We start from the raw sequence: 20,265 nt of genomic DNA on the forward strand, positions 1-20,265 counted from the left end.
ATCCGGAGAGAGACCATGAGTCATTTGATCGACAAGCTGAACTACTTCAGGAAGAAGCGCGAGCCGTTCGCCAACGGGTACGGTGAAACCCACGATGTCTCCCGCGACTGGGAAGACAGCTACCGCAAGCGCTGGCAGCACGACAAGATTGTCCGCTCCACCCACGGCGTCAACTGCACCGGTTCCTGCAGCTGGAAAATCTACGTCAAGAACGGTCTGGTCACCTGGGAAACCCAGCAGACCGATTACCCCCGTACCCGTGCCGACCTGCCCAACCATGAGCCTCGCGGCTGTCCTCGTGGCGCTAGCTACTCCTGGTACATGTACAGCGCCAACCGCCTGAAGTACCCGCTGATGCGCAAGCACCTGATGAAACTCTGGCGCGCGGCGAAAGCACAGCATAACGATCCGGTCGAAGCCTGGGCCTCAATTGTCGAAGATCCCAAGAAGACCGCCGAGTACAAACCTCGCCGTGGCATGGGCGGCTTCGTGCGTTCCAGCTGGGACGAAGTCAACGAGCTGATCGGTGCGTCCAACGTCTACACCGCAAAGCAGCACGGTCCGGACCGCATCATCGGTTTCTCCCCGATTCCCGCCATGTCGATGGTGTCCTACGCCGCCGGTAGCCGCTACCTGTCGCTGATCGGTGGCGTGTGCATGAGTTTCTACGACTGGTACTGCGACCTGCCTCCGGCCTCGCCGCAAACCTGGGGCGAGCAGACCGACGTGCCCGAGTCCGCCGACTGGTACAACTCCGGCTACATCATCGCCTGGGGCTCCAACGTGCCCCAGACCCGGACCCCGGATGCGCACTTCTTCACCGAGGTTCGCTACAAGGGCACCAAGACCGTCGCCATCACGCCGGACTACGCGGAAGTGTCCAAGCTGTCCGATGAGTGGCTGAACCCGAAGCAGGGCACCGACGCCGCGCTGGGCATGGCCATGGGCCACGTGATCCTGAAGGAGTTTCATGTCGACAAGCCCAGCGAGTATTTCACCGACTACGTACGCCGTTACACCGACATGCCGTACCTGGTCATGCTCGATGAGAAGGACGACGGCAGCTATGTGCCGGGCCGGTTCCTGCGCGCCAGTGACCTGGTGGATGGCCTTGGTGAAGAGAACAACCCCGAGTGGAAAACCATCGCCATTGACGAGGCCTCCGGCGAGCTCACCGCTCCCAATGGCTCCATCGGCTATCGCTGGGGCGAGAAGGGCAAGTGGAACCTGAAGCAAACCGCCAAGGGTTCCGACGTCAATCTGCAGCTGTCGATGGTCGAGAAGCACGACGAGGTCGTCGATGTTGCCTTCCCGTATTTCGGTGGCATCGAGCATGACCATTTCCAGCACGTCGAGATCAAGGACATCCTCAAGCACAAACTGGGCACCCGCAAGGTGCAGCTGGCGGACGGCTCCGAGGGTCGTGTAGTGACGGTCTACGACCTGATGGTCGCCAACTACGGCATCAGCCGGGGCCTGGGCGAGGAGGACGGCGCGACGTCCTACGACGAGGTGAAACCGTACACGCCGGCCTGGCAGGAAAAGATCACCGGCGTTCCGGCCGAGAAAGTGATTCGCATCGCCCGTGAGTTCGCCGATAACGCCGACAAGACCAAGGGCCGTTCCATGGTCATCGTCGGGGCCGGTATGAACCACTGGTACCACATGGACATGAACTACCGCGGCCTGATCAATATGCTGATCATGTGTGGCTGCGTTGGCCAGAGCGGTGGTGGCTGGAGCCACTATGTCGGCCAGGAGAAACTGCGCCCGCAGACCGGCTGGCAGCCGCTGGCGTTTGGCCTGGACTGGCAGCGTCCGCCGCGGCACATGAACTCCACCTCCTTCTTCTACGCCCATTCCGGTCAGTGGCGCTACGAGAAACTGGGTGTGGACGAAATCCTGTCGCCGCTGGCGGACAAGTCCAAATTCGGTGGCAGCCTGATTGATTACAACGTGCGTGCCGAGCGCATGGGCTGGTTGCCCTCCGCGCCTCAGCTCAACCGTAACCCGCTGGGCATTGCCGCCGAGGCGGAAAAGGCCGGCATGGAGGTGGCGGATTATGTGGCGCAGTCCATGAAGGACGGTTCCCTGGCCTTCGCCAGTGAGGATCCGGAAGCGCCCCAGAACCACCCGCGCAACCTGTTCATCTGGCGCTCCAACCTGCTGGGTTCGTCCGGCAAGGGCCATGAGTACATGCTGAAGTACCTTCTGGGTACCACGAATGGCCTGCAGGGCAAGGATCTTGGCCATGAAGGTGGTGCGAAGCCGGAAGAGGTGAAATGGCATGACGAGGCGCCGGAAGGCAAGCTCGACCTGCTGGTGACCCTGGACTTCCGCATGTCCACCACCTGCCTGTATTCCGACATCGTTCTGCCGACGGCCACCTGGTATGAGAAGAACGACCTGAATACCTCGGACATGCATCCGTTTATTCACCCGCTGACCGCCGCCACCGATCCGGCCTGGGAAGCCCGCAGCGACTGGGAGATCTACAAGGGCATCGCCAAGTCCTTCTCGAAAGCCGCCGAGGGCCACCTCGGTGTCGAGAAAGACGTGGTTACCCTGCCACTGTTGCATGACGCCCCGGCCGAGCTGGGCCAGCCGTTTGACGTGAAGGACTGGAAGCGGGGCGAGTGCGACCTGATCCCGGGCAAGACCGCCCCCAGCTTCATCACCGTGGAGCGGGACTACCCGAACACCTACGCCCGTTTCAGCTCGCTTGGCCCGCTGATGGACAAGCTGGGTAACGGTGGCAAGGGCATCAGCTGGAACACCGAGAAGGAAGTGAACTTCCTCAAGGAGCTGAACTACACCCACATCGACGGTGCCAACGCGGGTCGTCCGAAGATCGAGTCCGCCATCGATGCGGCGGAAGTGATCCTGACCCTGGCACCGGAAACCAACGGCCAGGTGGCGGTCAAAGCCTGGGCGGCCCTGTCCGAGATGACCGGTCTGGACCACACCCACCTGGCCACCAACAAGGAAGAGGAGAAAATCCGCTTCCGGGACATTGTGGCGCAGCCGCGCAAGATCATCTCCAGCCCGACCTGGTCTGGCCTCGAAGACGAGCACGTGTCCTACAACGCCGGATACACCAACGTCCACGAGCTGATTCCCTGGCGCACCCTGACCGGCCGTCAGCAGTTCTACCAGGACCACGAGTGGATGCGCGCCTTCGGTGAAAGCCTGCTGGTTTACCGGCCGCCTATCAACACCAAGGCCGTCGGCAGCATGCTCAACCAGCGCAGCAACGGTAACCCGGAGAAAGCGCTGAACTGGATCACGCCGCACCAGAAGTGGGGCATCCACAGCACCTACAGCGACAACCTGCTGATGCTGACCCTCTCCCGCGGTGGTCCCATCGTGTGGCTGAGCGAGGATGATGCCAGGGACATGGGCATCGAGGACAACGACTGGATCGAGCTGTTCAACGCCAACGGTGCCATTGCGGCCCGGGCCGTGGTGAGCCAGCGGGTAATGCCCGGCATGGTGATGATGTACCACGCCCAGGAGCGGATCGTGAACGTGCCCGGATCGGAAATCACCGGCACCCGGGGTGGTATCCACAACTCGGTCACCCGGGTCTGCCCGAAACCGACCCACATGATCGGCGGTTACGCCCAGTATTCCTACGGGTTCAACTACTACGGCACCGTCGGCTCCAACCGCGACGAATTCGTGGTGGTGCGCAAGATGCACAACGTCGACTGGCTCGATGGCGAAGGCAATGACACTGTTCAGGAGGCTGTAAAATGAAAATCCGTTCCCAAGTCGGCATGGTACTGAACCTGGATAAGTGCATTGGTTGCCACACCTGTTCAGTGACCTGCAAAAACGTGTGGACCAGCCGTGAAGGCATGGAGTACGCCTGGTTCAACAACGTCGAGACCAAGCCCGGTATCGGCTACCCGAAGGAGTGGGAGAACCAGGACAAATGGAAGGGCGGCTGGATGCGCGACAGCTCCGGCAAGATCCGTCCGAAGATCGGTGGCCGTTTCCGGGTCCTGGCGAACATCTTCGCCAACCCGGACCTGCCGGAGATCGACGATTACTACGAGCCGTTCGACTTCGATTACCAGCACCTGCACACCGCCGGCGACAGCAAGCATCAGCCGGTCGCCCGGCCGCGCTCGCTGATCTCCGGCCAGCGCATGCAGAAGATCGAGTGGGGCCCGAACTGGGAAGAAATCCTCGGCACCGAGTTCGCCAAACGCCGCAAGGACAAGAACTTCGACCAGGTGCAGGCGGACATCTACGGCCAGTTCGAGAACACCTTCATGATGTACCTGCCGCGCCTGTGCGAGCACTGCCTGAACCCGGCCTGTGTCGCCAGCTGCCCGAGCGGCGCCATCTACAAGCGTGAGGAAGACGGCATCGTCCTGATCGATCAGGACAAATGCCGTGGCTGGCGCATGTGCGTCTCCGGCTGCCCGTACAAGAAGATCTACTTCAACTGGAAAACCGGCAAGTCCGAGAAGTGCATCTTCTGCTACCCGCGCATTGAGGCCGGTATGCCGACCGTGTGCTCCGAGACCTGTGTCGGCCGCATTCGCTACCTGGGTGTACTGCTGTACGACGCCGACCGCATCGAGGAAGTGGCCAGCGCCCCTGGGGAGCAGGAACTGTATGAAAAGCAGCTGGAAATCTTCCTGGACCCGTTCGACCCGAAGGTGATCGAGCAGGCGAAGAAAGACGGCATCCCGATGAACGTCATCGAAGCGGCCCAGCAGAGCCCGGTCTACAAGATGGCCGTGGACTGGAAACTGGCCCTGCCGCTGCACCCGGAATATCGCACCCTGCCCATGGTGTGGTACGTGCCACCCCTGAGCCCGATCCAGTCCGCCGCGGAAGCCGGCAAGGTCGAGTTCGATGGCGTGCTGCCGAAGATCGAAAGCCTGCGGATCCCGGTCAAGTACCTTGCCAACCTGCTCACCGCCGGTGACGAGAAACCCATCGTTCGTGCCCTCAAGCGGATCATGGCCATGCGGCTGTACAAGCGCGCCCAAACCGTGGAAGGCAGAGAGGACCTGCAGGCCCTCGAAGAGGCCGGGCTCACCAAGGCCCAGGCCGATGAAATGTACCGCTACCTGGCGATCGCCAATTACGAGGACCGCTTCGTGATTCCGACCAGCCACCGCGAGCTGGCCAAAGAAGCCTTTCCCGATGCCACCGCCTATGGCGAGCGCAACGGTTGCGGCTTCAGCTTCGGCGATGGCTGCAATGGCGACAGCGATTTCAACATGTTCGGTGGCCGCAAGCAGACCACCAGCATGGTGCAGAAGCTGTCGACCGTGAAGCAGGTTGACCCGAAACAGCTGCAGGAATAAGGAGGCCGAGATGCAACTTTTGAAAGTACTGGCACGGGTTCTTGAGTACCCCACTGAAGAACTCCAGGCCTCCAAAGATGCCCTGGTAGCGGCGGTCCTTGAGGACCCTCGGCTGCCCGGGCAGAACAAGGAACAGCTGCTTCGTGGCGTGGAAAGGGTGTGCGCCGGCGACTTGCTGGACATGCAGGAGAACTACGTCGCCATCTTTGACAAAGGCCGGGCAACCTCCCTGTTGCTGTTCGAGCACGTGCACGGGGAATCCCGTGACCGCGGCCAGGCCATGGTGGACCTGATGGAGCAATATCGCGCCAACGGCCTGGAGATCGACGCCAAGGAGCTGCCGGACTACCTGCCGTTGTTCCTGGAATACCTCTCTACCCGCCCATGGGATGAAATCCGCAACTGGCTGGAGGATATCCACCACATCCTGGGCCTGCTCGGCGAGCGCCTTTACCAGCGTGAGAGCTTCTATCACGTGGTGATGGATTCGTTGCTGGTGCTGTCCGGGCGCACGGTGAATCGCCAGGAGCTGGCCCGGATCGTGGCCTCGGAAGAGCGCGATGACACCCCGGAGGCCCTGGATAAAGTCTGGGAAGAGGAAATGGTGAAGTTTGTCGACGATCAGGGCGGTTCCTGCAGTACCGGTGGCGTGGTAGGCCAGCGCCGCCGGGAACTGGAGCAGACCCAGACCATTCACCTGAGTGATCAACTGATGACGGATGCCACACCCCGTCGGTCAGGGCGCGCCTGAGGGCGCAGGAGGAAATGACAATGTCTTACCTGAATACACTGCTATTTGGAATCTACCCGTACGTGGCCATCGCCGTGCTCGTACTCGGAACCTGGGCGCGTTACGACCAGGGGCAGTTCACTTGGAAAGCACATTCCAGCCAGATGCTGCGCAAGAAAAACATGGTGATGGCCAGTGGGCTGTTCCATGTTGGCGTGCTGGTGATCTTCTTCGGCCACCTGGTTGGCCTGCTGACCCCGCACGCGCTCTACGAGCCGTTCATGACCCCGGGCACCAAGCAGGTGATGGCGATCGTCGTCGGCGGCATTGCGGGCGTGATGGCGATTGTGGGTGGCGGAATGCTTGCCTGGCGCCGGCTGACCGACCCGCGCGTGAAGGCCAGTAGCACCTTCGCTGACAACATGATCATTGTGATCCTGGTCATCCAGCTGGCACTGGGCCTGCTCACCATTCTGCCCACCCTGGGCCATCTGGATGGCGGCACCATGCTCAAGTTCTCTGCCTGGGCCCAGGGGATCTTCACCCTGCAGGGCGGCGTAGCGGACTACATTGCCGACGTGCACTGGATCTACAAGACCCACATCTTTCTGGGACTGACCATCTTCGTGCTGTTTCCGTTCACCCGCCTGGTACACATGCTCAGCGTACCGGTGGAGTATTTTGGCCGGAAATACCAGGTGGTGCGCAAGCGCGCATAAAGCAAAACAGGGGGCCGGTGAACATGTTCACCGGCCCCGACATTACCGAGGCGACTACCATGCAACTCATCCCCGTCGGCGACGCCGAAAAGCCCAGAAACCAGTTCCCGCCGGTGTACGTGGGTGACACCCTGATCACCGAGGACGACATTGCCCGGGAAATGCAGCACCACCCGGCCCAGGAAGTCTCCGAAGCCTGGCACGAAGCCGCCAGGAGTCTCGTGCTCCGAGAACTGCTCCTGAAGCAGGCAAGCCGCCTGAAGCTGGACGAGATCACGGACGAGGAAGATCGAATCGCCCGGGTGCTGGAGCTGGAACTCAACGTTCCCGACCCCGTTGAGCAGGACTGCGAACGCTTCTATGCGGCGAACCCCAGCCGGTTCCGCAGCCCCACACTCATGGCAGTCAGCCACATTCTGCTGGCGGCGGCCCCGGACGATGTGCAGGAGCGAATTCGGCAGGAAGAGGTCGGTCGCCAGCTGCTGGCTGCTCTGCTTGATGGACGCTCCCGTTTCACCGACCTGGCCAGGCAGTACTCCGCGTGTGAGTCCCGACACCAGGACGGCAGCCTTGGCCAGATCAGCAAGGGCCAGACGGTCGAAGAATTCGAGCGCCCGGTGCTCAGTATGGAGGAAGGGCTCAGCCCGGAACTGATCGAAACCCGTTACGGCTGGCACATCGTTCGTGTCGATCAGCGCATCGACGGCGAACAGTTGCCCTACGAGCACGTCAAGCCGCAGATCCGACAGTACCTGAGCGAGAGCGTGACCAGACGGGCATTCCGTCAGTACCTGCAGGTGCTGGCTGCGGAAACCGGGGTGGAAGGCGTAGACCTGGAATTGCCGGATTCGCCGTTAATGCAATAGCACCTGACCTCTCCGATCGAACTCAATTACTCCGGAATAGCACCGGGACTACCCCCAACGGGGGAGCGATTTTCAAGCCGTGTCCTTCTAGTATTTAAAATATGATTTTCAATGCATGAATATGCAGGAGGGCACGCCATGGCGGTGATGCAAACAGCCGAAACCCGCTACGCCAAACCGGTGCTGATCGCTGTAAACAAACCATTCGACGATGAAGACGGTCTGGGGAACCTGCGCCGCCACGAGCTGTTCCGCAGCCTTGCAGGTAAAGATCTCGAACAGCTCGTTCAACAGTCTCGGCGCCTCCGCCTCGGTCACCACCAGTTGCTGTATCGGCAGGATATGCCGGCCCATCATTTCTTCTTTGTGATCTCCGGCCGCCTGCGTCTGTACCGACTGGACTCCTCCGGCATCGATCGCACTCTCGACAGCATCGCGCCGGGCGATTGCTTCGCTGAAGTCATGATTTACGCCGATCCTCCCCGGTACGCCTGCTACGCCGAAGCCCTGAAATCCAGCGAAGTGCTGATGATCCCCGTCAAAGCCTACCGGGAATTGATTGATCGACACCCGGAGTATGCCCAGGCCGCACTTCGCCATTACGCCAAGCGGGCGGTCTCCCGATTCCATGAACTGGAGATCATGACCGTCCAGAATGCCCGCGACCGACTGATTCGCTACCTGATCGACCTGCTTCCCAATGGCGTTGAGCAGGCCGGGGAAGTGGAGTTGCCGCTGCCCAAATGCCTGGTGGCCTCGCGTCTGGCCATGCAGCCGGAGACCTTCTCCAGGATCCTGGCCGACCTGAAAGCCAACGGCCTGGTCCGGGTCAATCGGAGCAAGCTGTTTATATCCGACCCGCAGCGGCTGGTCGAAATCAGCCAGTGAGCCCTGGCCCCAATTCCTCCAGGTTCTTTTCGCAGGAGGCTGTGTGACATCAAGAAAGCAACGCCCGCTTATCTATGCCTGTTCCGGCTGCTCCGATGTGGCGCAGTTGGCGAACAACGTCGCCGTCAGGTTGGATCACGCCGGAGAGTTTGAAATGTCCTGCATTTCCGGCGTCGGCGGGCACGTGCCGGCGCTGGTGAAAACCGCCCGGTCCGGTCGCCCGATCACCGTGATTGACGGTTGCCCGCTGCATTGCGCCCTGAGCTGCCTTGAGAACGTAGGGGTGACACCGGATGAGCACGTCCGGTTGTACGAATCCGGCTTCAGGAAACGTTATGGCCAGAGCTATGGAGAGGAAGCTGTTCGTGACGTCTGCGAGCAGGTCCTGGACCGTCGGGATAATCCGCAGCTAATCGCCCGGCAGGGGTGATCCGCTTTGCCTCATTTTATTCAGGAAATTGTCACATGATCAGTAACTACAGCGATTTGGTGCAAACAAGCCTCGCCCAGGTCGATGCCCAGCGGTTCCTTTTCGTTTTTTGCCGGGCCGAGTTGCCCGAAGACGCCTCCGCCGAAGAGAAGGACGCCTTCCAGCGAGGCGAGGGCGGTGCCCTGACTCCGGTGATCTGCGTCGACAAGACCCCGGAGGAGGCGCCGGATTTCGCGACCCTCGTGGAAGAGTCCCGCAGTACCGGTCAGGACTGGGACATGGTCTTTGTCGCAGCAATGTCGGGTCGTGGCGGCATGGAGCCCTCTTCCGACGAAGCCAAGCAGCCCCTGACGATGATGGTGGAGTCGATTCGACTGGGGCATATCTCCAACTACTTGCCGCTTAATACCCGGGGCGAAGCCGTCTCGCTGCAGTAATCCAGACGGCCGAAGCGCGCTGCGGCCTATCTCGTGAGTGGTATGTGATTTTTGTTAATTGGATCTAGACTAATTCTTAGTCGGGTTCTTCGGGAGACTGACTTGAGCGCACTGTTACGCACCGCCACCGGTCTTTTTTTCGCCGCCATTTTTGCGGTCGGCGTGCTGGCGCCAGCCGCCCGCGCCGAGGTCGTGAACGAGTACGAGCCGGTGGCCGCCCGTCAGGTGATTCAGAAAGCGTTTCCTTCAGTAACGGAGGTGCGTCCCCGGGAAGGCAACCGGGCAATACAGGAGCTGTACGCCGGCGACGAGCTCAAGGGCTATGTCTATCAGAGCCTCGATTTCGTCCAGACACCGGCCTATTCGGGCAAACCGATCAACGTGGTGGTAGTGCTGGACACCGATGGCCAGATCGTCCAGAACCGGGTCATCGAGCACCACGAGCCGATCCTGCTGGTCGGCATCCCCGAAAGCAAGATGCACGACTTTACCGATCAGTACATCGGTCTGAAAGCCGACCAGCGGGTGACCGTTGGCGGCACCTCCAGCGAGCGCAAGGTTGCTGTGGACGGTCTGTCCGGGGCCACCGTCACGGTGATGGTGATCAACGAAGTGATCATGCGCTCGGCCCACAGGGTTGGTGCCGAGCTGGGGCTGGTGGCAGGTGCCGGTGACAGCCGGCCGCCCATGTCGGAACTGGAAATCGGGCCCTTCGTGCCCCGGACCTGGCAGGAGCTGACCGGTGAGGGCTCTGTGCGCCGGCTGCTGTTGACCCGCGGTCAGGTTGATGAGGCCTTCGAGGGCACGGCTGCCGCGGAGGTGGACAAGGCCGCGCCGGAAGAACGGGACGACCCCCTGATTGATCTCTACGCCGCTTACCTGAATGTCCCTGCCATCGGCCGGAATCTGTTGGGTGAGAGCCAGTACCAGTGGCTGAGCTCGGAACTCAAGGAAGGCGAACACGCCATTGCCGTGCTGGCCAAGGGCGACTATTCCTTCAAGGGTTCCGGCTATGTCCGTGGTGGCATCTTCGACCGCATCCAGATTCGTCAGTACGGTGACACCTTCAATTTTCGCGACCTCGATTATTACCGTCTGAGCGACGTTTACGCCGAAGGCATGCCCGATTTCGATGAAATGGCTATCTTCGTTGTCAGGCAACAGTACAACTTCGACCCGGGCACGGAATGGACCCTCGAGCTGACCGTCAAACGCCAGACCGGCCCGCTGGACAGTGAGTTTCAGGTCTTCCCGCTCACTTATCAGTTGCCGGACCAGTACTACACCCGTCCGGAGCCGGTGCTGACCGAAGAGGAAATGCTGGCGGACCAGCCTATGTGGGTGCAGGTGTGGTACCAACGCGAATTCCAGATCGTGGTCCTCAGTCTGGGTATCGGTGTGCTGATGTTCATCCTGTTCTTTCAGGACTGGCTGGTGCAGAAGCCGACCATCTTCCGGTGGATCCGTCACGGCTTCCTGGTCTACACCCTGTTTTTCATCGGCTGGTATGCCCTGGGGCAGCTTTCCATCGTCAACGTGCTGACCTTCGTGAACAGCGTCATCCGTGGCTTCAGTTGGGAAACCTTCCTGATCGATCCAATGCTGTTCATTCTCTGGGCGGTCGTGGCCGCGATCATACTGCTGTGGGGGCGCGCGGTTTACTGTGGCTGGCTGTGCCCGTTCGGGGCCCTGCAGGAGCTGCTGAACGAGATTGCCCGCAGGCTCAAGGTGCCCCAGTACACCGTCCCCTTCGCCTGGCATGAGCGGTTGTGGGCCATCAAGTACATCATTCTGCTGGTGCTGTTCGGGGTCTCCCTCGAGTCCATGGCCACTGCCGAGCGGCTGGCCGAGGTGGAGCCGTTCAAAACCGCCATCACCCTGAAGTTCGATCGCAGCTGGCCCTTCGTCACCTACGCCGTCCTGCTGCTGGTGGTCAACCTGTTTACCCGTAAGGTGTTTTGCCGGTACATGTGCCCGCTCGGCGCGGCCCTGGCATTGCCGAGCAAATTGCGGGTGTTCGACTGGCTCAAGCGCCGGAAGGAGTGCGGCAATCCTTGCCGGCTGTGTGACCACGAATGCGAGGTCCAGGCCATTCATCCTGACGGCCACATCAATTACATGGAGTGTCATTACTGCCTGGATTGCCAGGTGACCTATTTCAACGACCAAAAGTGCCCGCCACTGATCGTCAAACGTCGTGGCAAACGCCGTGGTCACAACGCGCCAGGCCACCCGGACGAGATTCCGGTGGTGCAGGTGCCATGAGCAGTGAAAAAACTAACCACCAAACCAGAAGCAAACCGCCATTACCAATAACGGAGTTGGACGCGATGAAAAAGAGAGATGAGCTAATCAAGGATGCTTCCGAAACCGCAGAGAGCGGCCTCAGTCGCCGGCGTTTCATGGGGGCCGCTGCGCTTGCGGGCGTAGCCGGAGCAACGGGGCTGGGTACGGCTGTCATGTCCCGGGAGGCGTTTGCGGCAGCCGCCGAGGAGGCCCGCAACAACTTCGTGGTGCATCCCGGTGAGCTGGACGAGTATTACGGCTTCTGGAGTGGCGGCCATTCCGGTGAGGTGCGGGTTCTGGGTGTGCCCTCGATGCGGGAGCTGATGCGAATTCCGGTGTTCAACGTTGATTCAGCCACGGGCTGGGGCATCTCCAATGAAAGCAAGGACGTTCTGGGGCATGACAACACCCACCTGAATGGCGACGCCCACCACCCGCACATTTCCATGACCGATGGCCGGTACGACGGCAAGTACCTGTTCATCAACGACAAGGCCAACACCCGGGTAGCCCGGATCCGCCTGGACATAATGAAGTGTGACAAGATCACCACCATTCCCAATGTGCAGGCGATCCACGGTCTGCGACTGCAGAAGGTGCCCAAGACCAAGTACGTATTCTGCAATGCCGAGTATGTGATCCCGCATCCCAACGATGGCAGTGATACCAGCCTGGAGAGCAGTTTTACCATGTTCAACGCCTTGGATGCCGAGACCATGGAAGTGGCCTTCCAGGTGATTGTCGATGGCAACTTGGACAATACCGATGCGGATTACACCGGCAAATACGCCTGCTCGACCTGCTATAACTCCGAGAAGGCGCTGGATCTTGCAGGCACTATGCGCAACGACCGCGACTGGGCGGTGGTGTTCAACATCGAGCGAATCGAAAAAGCCGTCGAAAACGGCGACTACAAGACGCTGGGGGATTCCAGTGTCCCGGTGGTGGACGGTCGCGCGGGCTCGGAATTGACCCGCTACATCCCGGTGCCGAAGAACCCGCACGGTCTGAATACGTCACCTGACGGCAAGTATTTCATTGCCAACGGCAAGCTGTCACCCACCTGCACGGTGATTGCTATCGACAAGCTGGATGCCCTTTTCGCCGGTGAACTCAAAGAAGAACGTGACGTGGTGGTTGCGGAGCCGGAACTGGGTCTCGGGCCCCTGCACACCACCTACGATGGTCGTGGCAATGCCTACACCACCCTGTTCATCGACAGCCAGATCTGCAAGTGGAACATTGCCGATGCCATCAAGCACTACAATGGTGAGAAGGTGAATTACATCCGCCAGAAGCTCGATGTGCATTACCAGCCCGGCCACAACCACGCCTCGCTGACCGAGTCCCGTGATGCGGATGGCAAGTGGCTGGTGGTGTTGTCGAAGTTCTCCAAGGACCGTTTCCTGCCGGTCGGGCCTTTACACCCGGAGAACGATCAGCTGATCGATATTTCCGGCGAGGAAATGAAACTGGTGCACGACGGCCCGACCTTTGCCGAGCCCCACGACTGCATCCTGGTGCGCCGGGACCAGATCAAGACCAAGAAGATCTACGGCCGCGACGATCCGTTCTTTGCCTCGGCCCGGGAGCAGGCGGAAAAGGATGGCGTTACCCTGGAGGCCGACAACAAGGTCATCCGCGATGGGAACAAGGTGCGTGTATACATGACCTCGATTGCGCCGCAATACGGCATGACCGAGTTCAAGGTCAAACAGGGCGACGAGGTGACGGTTTACGTGACCAACCTGGATACCATCGAGGATGTGACCCACGGATTCTGTATGGTGAACCATGGCGTCAGTATGGAGATCAGTCCCCAGCAGACCTCCTCGGTGACCTTTGTGGCGGACCGTCCCGGGGTTCACTGGTACTACTGCAACTGGTTCTGTCATGCGCTGCATATGGAGATGCGGGGCCGTATGATTGTCGAGAAGGCCTGATCCTTGTCGCGCCGGAACCCCGTCGTGGGGTTCCGGTTTTCCTCTTTGAGACCCGATTGATGTACCGACTTTTGCGTTACGGGGTGGCCCTGGCAATCGCCTTACTGTCGTTGACCGCCAGTGCCGACCTGCAGCAACGTCTCGATGCCCTGGCCCCGGGCGCGACCTTCGAGCTTCCTCCCGAGCACCTGTCGCCGCTGACTATCAAGGTGCCCGGGGTGACCGTGACCTGTGCGCCCGAGACCGTGATTGACGGAGAGCGGCAGGGAAATGCGGTGGAAATCCAGGCCGAGGGCGTGACGTTCCGCGGGTGCCTGGTGCGCAACTGGGGCGACAACCTCAACGAACTGGATGCCGGGATTTTTGTGGCGCGGGAGGCCCGTGGCGCGGTGGTGCAGGGTAACCGGTTGCAGGGCCCGGCCTTTGGCGTCTGGCTGGATGCCACACCGGACGTGACGGTGCGCAACAACACCATTCGCGGCGACGCCAGCATGCGGCCGAACGATCGCGGCAATGGGATCCATCTGTTCAATACCACCGGTGCGCTGGTAGAGGATAACGACATCCGCCAGACCCGGGATGCCATCTATATCGAGACCGCCAATCACAACGCCATCCGCAACAACGTTATGGCGGATCTCCGTTATGGCATTCACTACATGTATTCCATGGACAACCTGATTGAGGGCAATGTCACCCGGGGAACCCGGACCGGCTATGCCCTGATGCAGAGCAAGCGCCTGCGGGTGCTCAACAACCGGTCCGAGAACGACGAGAACTACGGTATCCTGATGAACTTCATTACCCAGTCAGAGCTGCGCGGGAACGTGGTGACCGGGGTGTCCCAGGGGCAGACCGCCGGTGTTGCGATCGGTGGTGCCGAGGGCAAGGCCGTGTTCATCTACAACTCCCTGTACAACACCTTTGCAGGCAATGTATTTGCCGACAGCAACATCGGCATTCACCTGACCGCCGGTTCGGAAGACAACCAGGTGTTTGGTAATGCCTTTGTGAACAACCAACAGCAGGTCAAATATGTCGCGACCCGTACCCAGGAATGGTCCCGCGAGGGCGAAGGCAATTATTGGAGCGATTACCTGGGCTGGGATCGAAATCAGGATGGGGTGGGGGATGTGCCCTACGAACCCAACGACAATGTTGACCGGTTGCTGTGGAAATACCCGGAAGCCAGGATCCTGATGTTCAGCCCGGCGGTCGATACCCTGCGCTGGGTTCAGGATGCTTTCCCTGTGGTAAAGTCCGCCGGCGTTTCTGATTCCCATCCCTTGATGCGCATCCCCACCGATTTGCGACCGGAGAGCTGATGAGCTGTTTTCGTCTTGAAAATGTGAGTTTCCGCTACGATAAAAAACCGGTATTGAAGGGTATCGATCTGCGCCTGGAATCGGGTGAGATCCTGGGCCTGTTTGGTCACAACGGGGCCGGTAAGACCACGTCCATCAAACTGATTCTCGGGCTGATGCAGCCGACCCAGGGGACCGTTTCGGTCCTGGACGGGCATGCGGGGGATCCGGAGGTGGCCCAATTCATCGGCTATCTGCCGGAGAACGTCATGTTCTACCCGCAGCTTACGGGCCGCGAGATCCTCAGCCACTTTGCCCGTCTGAAGGGGGCTTCGCCCGGACAGGTTCCCGAGTTGCTCAGCCAGGTGGGGCTGGCTGATGCCATGGATGCCCGCACCAAGACCTATTCCAAGGGCATGCGCCAGCGACTCGGTCTCGCCCAGGCGCTGCTGGGGAAACCTAAGTTGCTGATGCTCGATGAGCCCACCGTGGGCCTGGACCCGGTGGCAACGGCAGACCTTTACCGGCTGCTGCGGAAGCTGCGTGACGAGGGCACCGGCATCGTGCTCTGCTCCCACGTGTTGCCCGGTGTTGAACCCTATATCGACCGCGCAGCCATTCTCACCGACGGTGCCCTGCAGGCGGTCGGTGACCTGTCGGCACTGAGGCGGCAGGCCAACATGCCGGTCACCCTGTCACTGGATCCGGCGAACAGCATTTCCGCCCTGGAGAAGGTGATTGATGGCGCCTCCTCGAGCAATGGCCTGATGATCAAGACCGAACACGGCCGCTTGCGGGTGGACGTGCAACCGAGCGAGAAAATGCACCTTTTACGGGCAGTGATGGCCTCCGGGGAAGTGGCGGATATCAGTATCCACCAACCTAGCCTGGAGGATATCTACGTGCACTTCATCGGCTCTGGCGGCCTGGCCCACCGCGGAGGCAGTCAATGAACAGCATCTGGACTATTGCCCGCAAGGAACTCAGCGACAGTCTGCGTAACCGCTGGCTGCTGGCCATTTCCCTGGTTTTTGCGACGCTGGCCCTGGGCATCGCCTGGTTCGGCGCCGCCGCCTCCGGGCAAGTTGGCTACGCGTCCACCCCGGCGACCATCGCCAGCCTGGCCAGCCTGGGGATTTTCCTGATCCCGCTGATCGCACTGTTACTGGCCTACGACGCCATCGTTGGTGAAGAAGAGGGCGGTACCCTGTTGTTGCTGATGACCTATCCCCTCAGTCGCAGCCAGTTGCTGTTTGGAAAATTTCTCGGCCATGGTCTGACCCTGGCCCTTGCCACCTTCATTGGCTTCGGAGTAGCCGGTATCGCCATTGCACTTCTGGTGGAGGATGTTCGCATTGCCGGTCTGGCGGTCGCCATGTTCCGGTTTATTGCTTCCACGATCCTGCTGGGATGGGGCTTTATTGCGCTGGCGTACCTTGTCAGCGTCCGGGTCAGCGAGAAACCGGTTGCGGCCGGCCTGGCCCTGGCAATCTGGTTTTTCTTCGTGCTCGTCTTCGACCTCGCGCTGCTCGGCACACTGGTGGCGAGTCAGGGCCAGTTCAGCTCAGAGCTGTTGCCATGGCTGTTGATGCTCAATCCGACCGACATCTACCGCCTGCTGAATATCGTGGCCTTCAGCGATAGCGCCGAACTGAACGGAGTTCTCAGTCTTGGCGCCGAACTGCCAATCGGGGCCGCCGGGCTCTGGTTTGGATTGGTGCTCTGGTTTACTGTTCCCCTGACCGGGGCCATATTCCTGTTTCGAAATCGCCGTATCTGACTGGAGCTCTATTGATGTATTGCACCAACCAATATCTGCGCCTGGGATTCCTGATCCTGACGACCTTCCTGTTTGCCGCCTGTGGAAACAACGGGGAGCAGGCCGATGCAAAGCCCCAGCCGGTGCACTTTGCCTCCGGCGACGAATGCCACGTCTGTGGCATGGTAATCGAAGGATTCCCTGGTCCGAAAGGAGAGGCCATTACCGGGAAAGACCAGCGCGTGCGCAAGTTCTGCTCAACTCGCGATATGTTTGCCTGGATGCTCCAGCCGGAAAACGTGAATCGCGCTCACACCCTGTATGTTCACGATATGGCCCAGACCGACTGGCAAAGTCCGGATGACGCTGCCCTGATCAATGCCCGGGAGGCGTTCTACGTGGTTGACTCGGAACGGGATGGCGCCATGGGCCCGACACTGGCGTCCTTCGCCGAGCAGGCGGCTGCCGAGGTGTTCAGGAAGAAGTACGGGGGGCAGGTGCTTTCCTACGGGGAAGTCACCCTGGAACATATCAATACCGAGATGCCCAAGGGGGACATGCACGATATGGGAGACATGGACGCTTCAGCGATGGAGCAGTGAACGGTTCCTCCCCCCGCAAGATGTTTCAGTGCCCTACATGTTTATCGGCGATGATGTTATGGAGCTCTTCGATTGAGTGCACATAACGTACGTAGTTTTCGACGAATTCGCGTCCCTCGGCAACGGTCTCTGCGTCAGCGCCTTTCCTGACCTTGTGAAATTGCGTCAGAACAAATTTTGTGACGTTGTCACCCAGTTTCTGTGCCAGGGCATCAACATCACCGTCGGCAAGCGCCTTGTCGGCAGCTTTGGCCGCAACGGACGCGCTGCCTGCCGGCTGCAATCCGGTGTAGGGTGCGCCTTCAGTTGCCCGGTGCAGGCGCACGAGTGTCTCGAAGAAGAACTGGTCAGCCAGATCACGGGCCTTCGGATCAAGGTTTCGGACCTCAATGGTGCTCTGGAAGGCGATTTTCAGTTGGTCTTCATCTTCTGTTCCAACCCACTTGAGAACGGGCCTCAGAGACTGCTCATCAAGGGCTTCTCTTGCGTCTTCAATAACCGGCCCGTCCAGAGAATCACAGTGAGCGAAACTGACTGAACTCCAAAGTAGTGTTCCGCTGAAAAGGGCAAGGGTGATGATTTGTTTGGTTTTCCTGGATGTGTTCATGATGCACCTCTCGGTAGTGTCCGGGATTGATGGGCAACATGGGGACGACGCCGCATGTTGCGCGTTGCAAATCCAAGGTGACCGAAAGTAAGGCTGCTGGCGTCCGGATTCAGGAATCCGAACGTTCGGATTTTCCGTCGAACGCGGATGACCGGTTCACGTTCAAGCGTCGGTACTGTGAAGGAGTCTTGCCTGTGGTCTTTCTGAACAGAGTGTTGAAGACTGATTTCGAGTTGAAGCCGGATTCGTAAAGGATGTCGGTGATGGACGCGGTATCTGTGGGATCCGAGAGGCGCCCCCTGGCATGCTCGATGCGGTAACGGTTCACGAACTCATAAAAGTTCATGCCCATTTTCTGGTTCAGAAATCGAGACAGGTCCCTCGGTGCCAGCTTTGCCTGTTGGGCAAGCCGGCTCATGGTAAGGTTGGAGTGCAGGTAGGGATGCTGCTGCGTCATCAATTGTTCGATTCGTGCTGCAAGTTCTTCAGCCGGTGGACCGTCGGTCTCTACTGAAGGTGGCTTCACTTCGGCAAGTGCGGGACCCGGGATTCCGGAAAAGACGGCAGGTTGTCGGAATGCCAGTACCGACATGGGTAGCAGAACAAGAATACTCACGACCGTGGTGGCAATAGTCAGCCCTTCGTGGCTGCCTGTGACCCGCATCACGTGGGCGAGCAGGCAGTAAACCAGACTCAGGGACCAGGCTGCGGCGTAGGCCAGGAGCAGGATTCTGAGCCAGCTCAGTTCCTTGTTGCCGAGATTGGAAAAGATGTTGCGGAGTTCAAGTCCGAAGCGCGAGATCATCCTAAGCGTTGCAAACAGATAACCGAGCATTACCCCGTGCAAGGCGAGGGCCACGGCGATGGAGTTCATTACACCTGGGTAGTGGCTATCCGACAGAATTCTGGCCTGTGCTTCTGTAGGCAGGCTGTAGTAGCCGACCGAGAATATAAGCCCCGCCGCGAGGACCGGCAAAAGATGTGATAGGTCCCGGGTTTTCAACTTAAAATCCCGATACATGACCGATTTGGTATACAGGTAGATGGCGCCGGGTTGGAGCATGCCCAGAATGGTGCCCGAGAAGGCGATGCCGGGAAACATAAAGGTGAGACCGGTGGTGTGTAGAAATACTTCCAGCAGGGTGCCGGTGATACCGGCAATCATAATAGCCAATAACCGTCGGGGCATTCGTTGGCCCCTAGCCGGTGCAATGCAAAGCACAATCAGGAAAAGGAACTGAGCAATAACGCCGAACAGGATGAGCTGGGGGAGTGTTAGGAGCACCGTGGCACCAACCGGGGTCGGATCAACCGCCGGTCATGTTCATGAATCTCAGGATCTGTACGTCGCCCTCACTGGAGAAGTGGTGGCGCTCCGGCTTCAGGTCCATGGCATTGATAATGGTCTGCCGGAGCTTGTCGTCGGTGACCGGATTGCCCCGCAGAACACGACGCAAGTCTACCGAGTGCTCGTTGCCAAGGCAAAGCAGCAATCGGCCTTCCACGGTGACCCGCACCCGGTTGCAGGTGGAGCAGAAGTTGTGGGAGTGCGGGGAAATAAAGCCCACGCGGATCGGGCTGTCCGGCATACGGAAGTAGCGGGCCGGGCCTCCGGAGTCTTCGGTGGCGGGCACCAGTTCATGGTGCCGGCGAATGATACTTTGGACTTCATCACTGGTGCACAGGGCCAGTCCCCGGTCATGCTCGGAAATCTCGCCCAGAGGCATCTCTTCGATGAAGCTGATGTCCACCTGTTTCTTGCGAGCGAACTCAATCAGCTCGGGAATTTCCTCGTCATTACGCCCCTTCATCACCACCGTGTTGAGTTTGATGCCCCGGAAGCCAGCCTCTCGGGCCGCATCTATACCATCGAGTACCCGGTTAAGATTTCCGGTACGGGTGATGTTCCGGAATTTCTCGGCGTCCAGCGAGTCGAGGCTGATGTTGAGCCGATGCATGCCGGCTTTGCGTAACGGCTCCGCCATGGTCGACAACTGGCTGCCGTTGGTGGTCATGGCAAAATCGCGAAGGCCATAGGTTCCGACCTCTTTGACCAGTTCGAGGATGTCTTTGCGAACCAGCGGTTCGCCCCCGGTCAGGCGAATTTTCTCGGTCCCGAGCGCAACGAAGTTGCGGGCAACCCGCGCAATTTCTTCCAGAGTCAGAACCTGCTGGCGCGGGAGGAAGGTCATGTCTTCGGCCATGCAGTACACGCAGCGAAAATCACAACGGTCGGTGACGGACAGACGCACGTAGTTTACGGTGCGGCCAAATCGATCTGTCAGATTGCTCTGAGGCATCAGGTTGGTTCCTGTTACTGCGTGCTTTTCGATCAAGTATAGACGCAGTATCGCAAATTAGATC

Annotated in this window: 17 protein-coding genes; 14 read left to right on the forward strand and 3 right to left on the reverse strand. The window is 59.7% G+C overall.

The window, feature by feature from the left end; all coding sequences use genetic code 11:
- Positions 1 to 15 precede the first annotated feature (15 nt).
- The 14 genes from QQF73_RS03820 (at position 16) to QQF73_RS03885 (ending at position 17,294) form a co-directional block, all read left to right on the forward strand.
- Positions 16 to 3,759 (forward strand): nitrate reductase subunit alpha, encoded by a 3,744-nt coding sequence (locus tag QQF73_RS03820; protein WP_219866760.1) that lies wholly within the window; start codon positions 16 to 18, stop codon positions 3,757 to 3,759.
- Positions 3,756 to 5,330: a nitrate reductase subunit beta gene (gene narH, locus QQF73_RS03825; protein WP_285367287.1), complete on the forward strand. Its 1,575-nt coding sequence runs from the start codon at positions 3,756 to 3,758 to the stop codon at positions 5,328 to 5,330. Before QQF73_RS03820 ends, narH begins: the two co-directional genes overlap by 4 nt.
- Before the next feature lie 10 nt (positions 5,331 to 5,340).
- Positions 5,341 to 6,081: a nitrate reductase molybdenum cofactor assembly chaperone gene (narJ, locus tag QQF73_RS03830; RefSeq protein ID WP_219866758.1), complete on the forward strand. Its 741-nt coding sequence runs from the start codon at positions 5,341 to 5,343 to the stop codon at positions 6,079 to 6,081.
- 20 nt (positions 6,082 to 6,101) lie between these two features.
- Entirely contained in the window at positions 6,102 to 6,779 is a 678-nt protein-coding gene (gene narI, locus QQF73_RS03835) for a respiratory nitrate reductase subunit gamma (RefSeq protein ID WP_219866757.1), read from the forward strand.
- Between the two features lie 59 nt (positions 6,780 to 6,838).
- On the forward strand, positions 6,839 to 7,645 hold the full coding sequence (locus QQF73_RS03840) for a peptidylprolyl isomerase (protein WP_285367290.1): 807 nt from the start codon (positions 6,839 to 6,841) through the stop codon (positions 7,643 to 7,645).
- Between the two features lie 138 nt (positions 7,646 to 7,783).
- Complete coding sequence (locus tag QQF73_RS03845; RefSeq protein ID WP_219866755.1) at positions 7,784 to 8,533, forward strand: Crp/Fnr family transcriptional regulator; 750 nt, start codon at positions 7,784 to 7,786, stop codon at positions 8,531 to 8,533.
- 43 nt (positions 8,534 to 8,576) lie between these two features.
- Positions 8,577 to 8,963 carry a putative zinc-binding protein gene (locus tag QQF73_RS03850; RefSeq protein WP_219866754.1) on the forward strand — a complete coding sequence of 129 codons (387 nt, stop codon included), beginning with the start codon at positions 8,577 to 8,579 and terminating at the stop codon, positions 8,961 to 8,963.
- A gap of 35 nt (positions 8,964 to 8,998) precedes the next feature.
- Positions 8,999 to 9,400 (forward strand): ribonucleotide reductase subunit alpha, encoded by a 402-nt coding sequence (locus QQF73_RS03855; RefSeq protein ID WP_219866753.1) that lies wholly within the window; start codon positions 8,999 to 9,001, stop codon positions 9,398 to 9,400.
- Positions 9,401 to 9,562: 162 nt separating this feature from the next.
- Positions 9,563 to 11,665, forward strand: a complete 2,103-nt coding sequence (gene nosR / locus QQF73_RS03860) for a transcriptional regulator NosR (protein ID WP_285368281.1) — start codon at positions 9,563 to 9,565, stop codon at positions 11,663 to 11,665.
- 65 nt (positions 11,666 to 11,730) lie between these two features.
- Positions 11,731 to 13,629 carry a TAT-dependent nitrous-oxide reductase gene (gene nosZ, locus QQF73_RS03865; RefSeq protein WP_219866751.1) on the forward strand — a complete coding sequence of 633 codons (1,899 nt, stop codon included), beginning with the start codon at positions 11,731 to 11,733 and terminating at the stop codon, positions 13,627 to 13,629.
- Between the two features lie 59 nt (positions 13,630 to 13,688).
- Positions 13,689 to 14,954 (forward strand): nitrous oxide reductase family maturation protein NosD, encoded by a 1,266-nt coding sequence (locus QQF73_RS03870; protein ID WP_219866750.1) that lies wholly within the window; start codon positions 13,689 to 13,691, stop codon positions 14,952 to 14,954.
- Complete coding sequence (locus QQF73_RS03875) at positions 14,954 to 15,886, forward strand: ABC transporter ATP-binding protein (protein ID WP_219866749.1); 933 nt, start codon at positions 14,954 to 14,956, stop codon at positions 15,884 to 15,886. Before QQF73_RS03870 ends, QQF73_RS03875 begins: the two co-directional genes overlap by 1 nt.
- Positions 15,883 to 16,713: an ABC transporter permease gene (locus QQF73_RS03880; RefSeq protein ID WP_219866748.1), complete on the forward strand. Its 831-nt coding sequence runs from the start codon at positions 15,883 to 15,885 to the stop codon at positions 16,711 to 16,713. Before QQF73_RS03875 ends, QQF73_RS03880 begins: the two co-directional genes overlap by 4 nt.
- 14 nt (positions 16,714 to 16,727) lie before the next feature.
- Positions 16,728 to 17,294, forward strand: a complete 567-nt coding sequence (locus QQF73_RS03885) for a nitrous oxide reductase accessory protein NosL (RefSeq protein WP_219866747.1) — start codon at positions 16,728 to 16,730, stop codon at positions 17,292 to 17,294.
- 25 nt (positions 17,295 to 17,319) lie between these two features.
- Here QQF73_RS03885 and QQF73_RS03890 read toward each other — a convergent pair whose 3' ends face one another.
- From QQF73_RS03890 to moaA, 3 genes are all read right to left on the reverse strand, one after another.
- Positions 17,320 to 17,901: a DUF6448 family protein gene (locus QQF73_RS03890; RefSeq protein WP_219866746.1), complete on the reverse strand. Its 582-nt coding sequence runs from the start codon at positions 17,899 to 17,901 to the stop codon at positions 17,320 to 17,322.
- A 109-nt stretch (positions 17,902 to 18,010) separates the two neighbouring features.
- On the reverse strand, positions 18,011 to 19,090 hold the full coding sequence (locus QQF73_RS03895) for an AraC family transcriptional regulator (RefSeq protein WP_285367291.1): 1,080 nt from the start codon (positions 19,088 to 19,090) through the stop codon (positions 18,011 to 18,013).
- Positions 19,091 to 19,208: 118 nt separating this feature from the next.
- Positions 19,209 to 20,201 carry a GTP 3',8-cyclase MoaA gene (moaA, locus tag QQF73_RS03900; RefSeq protein WP_219866744.1) on the reverse strand — a complete coding sequence of 331 codons (993 nt, stop codon included), beginning with the start codon at positions 20,199 to 20,201 and terminating at the stop codon, positions 19,209 to 19,211.
- Between the last annotated feature and the right edge of the window lie 64 nt (positions 20,202 to 20,265).

Origin of the sequence: Marinobacter albus (assembly GCF_030238305.1) — a bacterium.
GTDB classification, from domain to species: domain Bacteria; phylum Pseudomonadota; class Gammaproteobacteria; order Pseudomonadales; family Oleiphilaceae; genus Marinobacter; species Marinobacter albus.

What these genes read in the sequence shown, in the direction of transcription:
- QQF73_RS03820 (WP_219866760.1), top strand. Translation starts at nt 16, where the DNA reads ATGAGTCATTTGATCGACAAGCTGAACTACTTCAGGAAGAAGCGCGAG.
- narH (WP_285367287.1), top strand. Translation starts at nt 3,756, where the DNA reads ATGAAAATCCGTTCCCAAGTCGGCATGGTACTGAACCTGGATAAGTGC.
- narJ (WP_219866758.1), top strand. Translation starts at nt 5,341, where the DNA reads ATGCAACTTTTGAAAGTACTGGCACGGGTTCTTGAGTACCCCACTGAA.
- narI (WP_219866757.1), top strand. Translation starts at nt 6,102, where the DNA reads ATGTCTTACCTGAATACACTGCTATTTGGAATCTACCCGTACGTGGCC.
- QQF73_RS03840 (WP_285367290.1), top strand. Translation starts at nt 6,839, where the DNA reads ATGCAACTCATCCCCGTCGGCGACGCCGAAAAGCCCAGAAACCAGTTC.
- QQF73_RS03845 (WP_219866755.1), top strand. Translation starts at nt 7,784, where the DNA reads ATGGCGGTGATGCAAACAGCCGAAACCCGCTACGCCAAACCGGTGCTG.
- QQF73_RS03855 (WP_219866753.1), top strand. Translation starts at nt 8,999, where the DNA reads ATGATCAGTAACTACAGCGATTTGGTGCAAACAAGCCTCGCCCAGGTC.
- nosZ (WP_219866751.1), top strand. Translation starts at nt 11,731, where the DNA reads ATGAAAAAGAGAGATGAGCTAATCAAGGATGCTTCCGAAACCGCAGAG.
- QQF73_RS03870 (WP_219866750.1), top strand. Translation starts at nt 13,689, where the DNA reads ATGTACCGACTTTTGCGTTACGGGGTGGCCCTGGCAATCGCCTTACTG.
- QQF73_RS03875 (WP_219866749.1), top strand. Translation starts at nt 14,954, where the DNA reads ATGAGCTGTTTTCGTCTTGAAAATGTGAGTTTCCGCTACGATAAAAAA.
- QQF73_RS03880 (WP_219866748.1), top strand. Translation starts at nt 15,883, where the DNA reads ATGAACAGCATCTGGACTATTGCCCGCAAGGAACTCAGCGACAGTCTG.
- QQF73_RS03885 (WP_219866747.1), top strand. Translation starts at nt 16,728, where the DNA reads ATGTATTGCACCAACCAATATCTGCGCCTGGGATTCCTGATCCTGACG.
- QQF73_RS03890 (WP_219866746.1), bottom strand. Translation starts at nt 17,901, where the DNA reads ATGAACACATCCAGGAAAACCAAACAAATCATCACCCTTGCCCTTTTC.
- QQF73_RS03895 (WP_285367291.1), bottom strand. Translation starts at nt 19,090, where the DNA reads ATGCCCCGACGGTTATTGGCTATTATGATTGCCGGTATCACCGGCACC.
- moaA (WP_219866744.1), bottom strand. Translation starts at nt 20,201, where the DNA reads ATGCCTCAGAGCAATCTGACAGATCGATTTGGCCGCACCGTAAACTAC.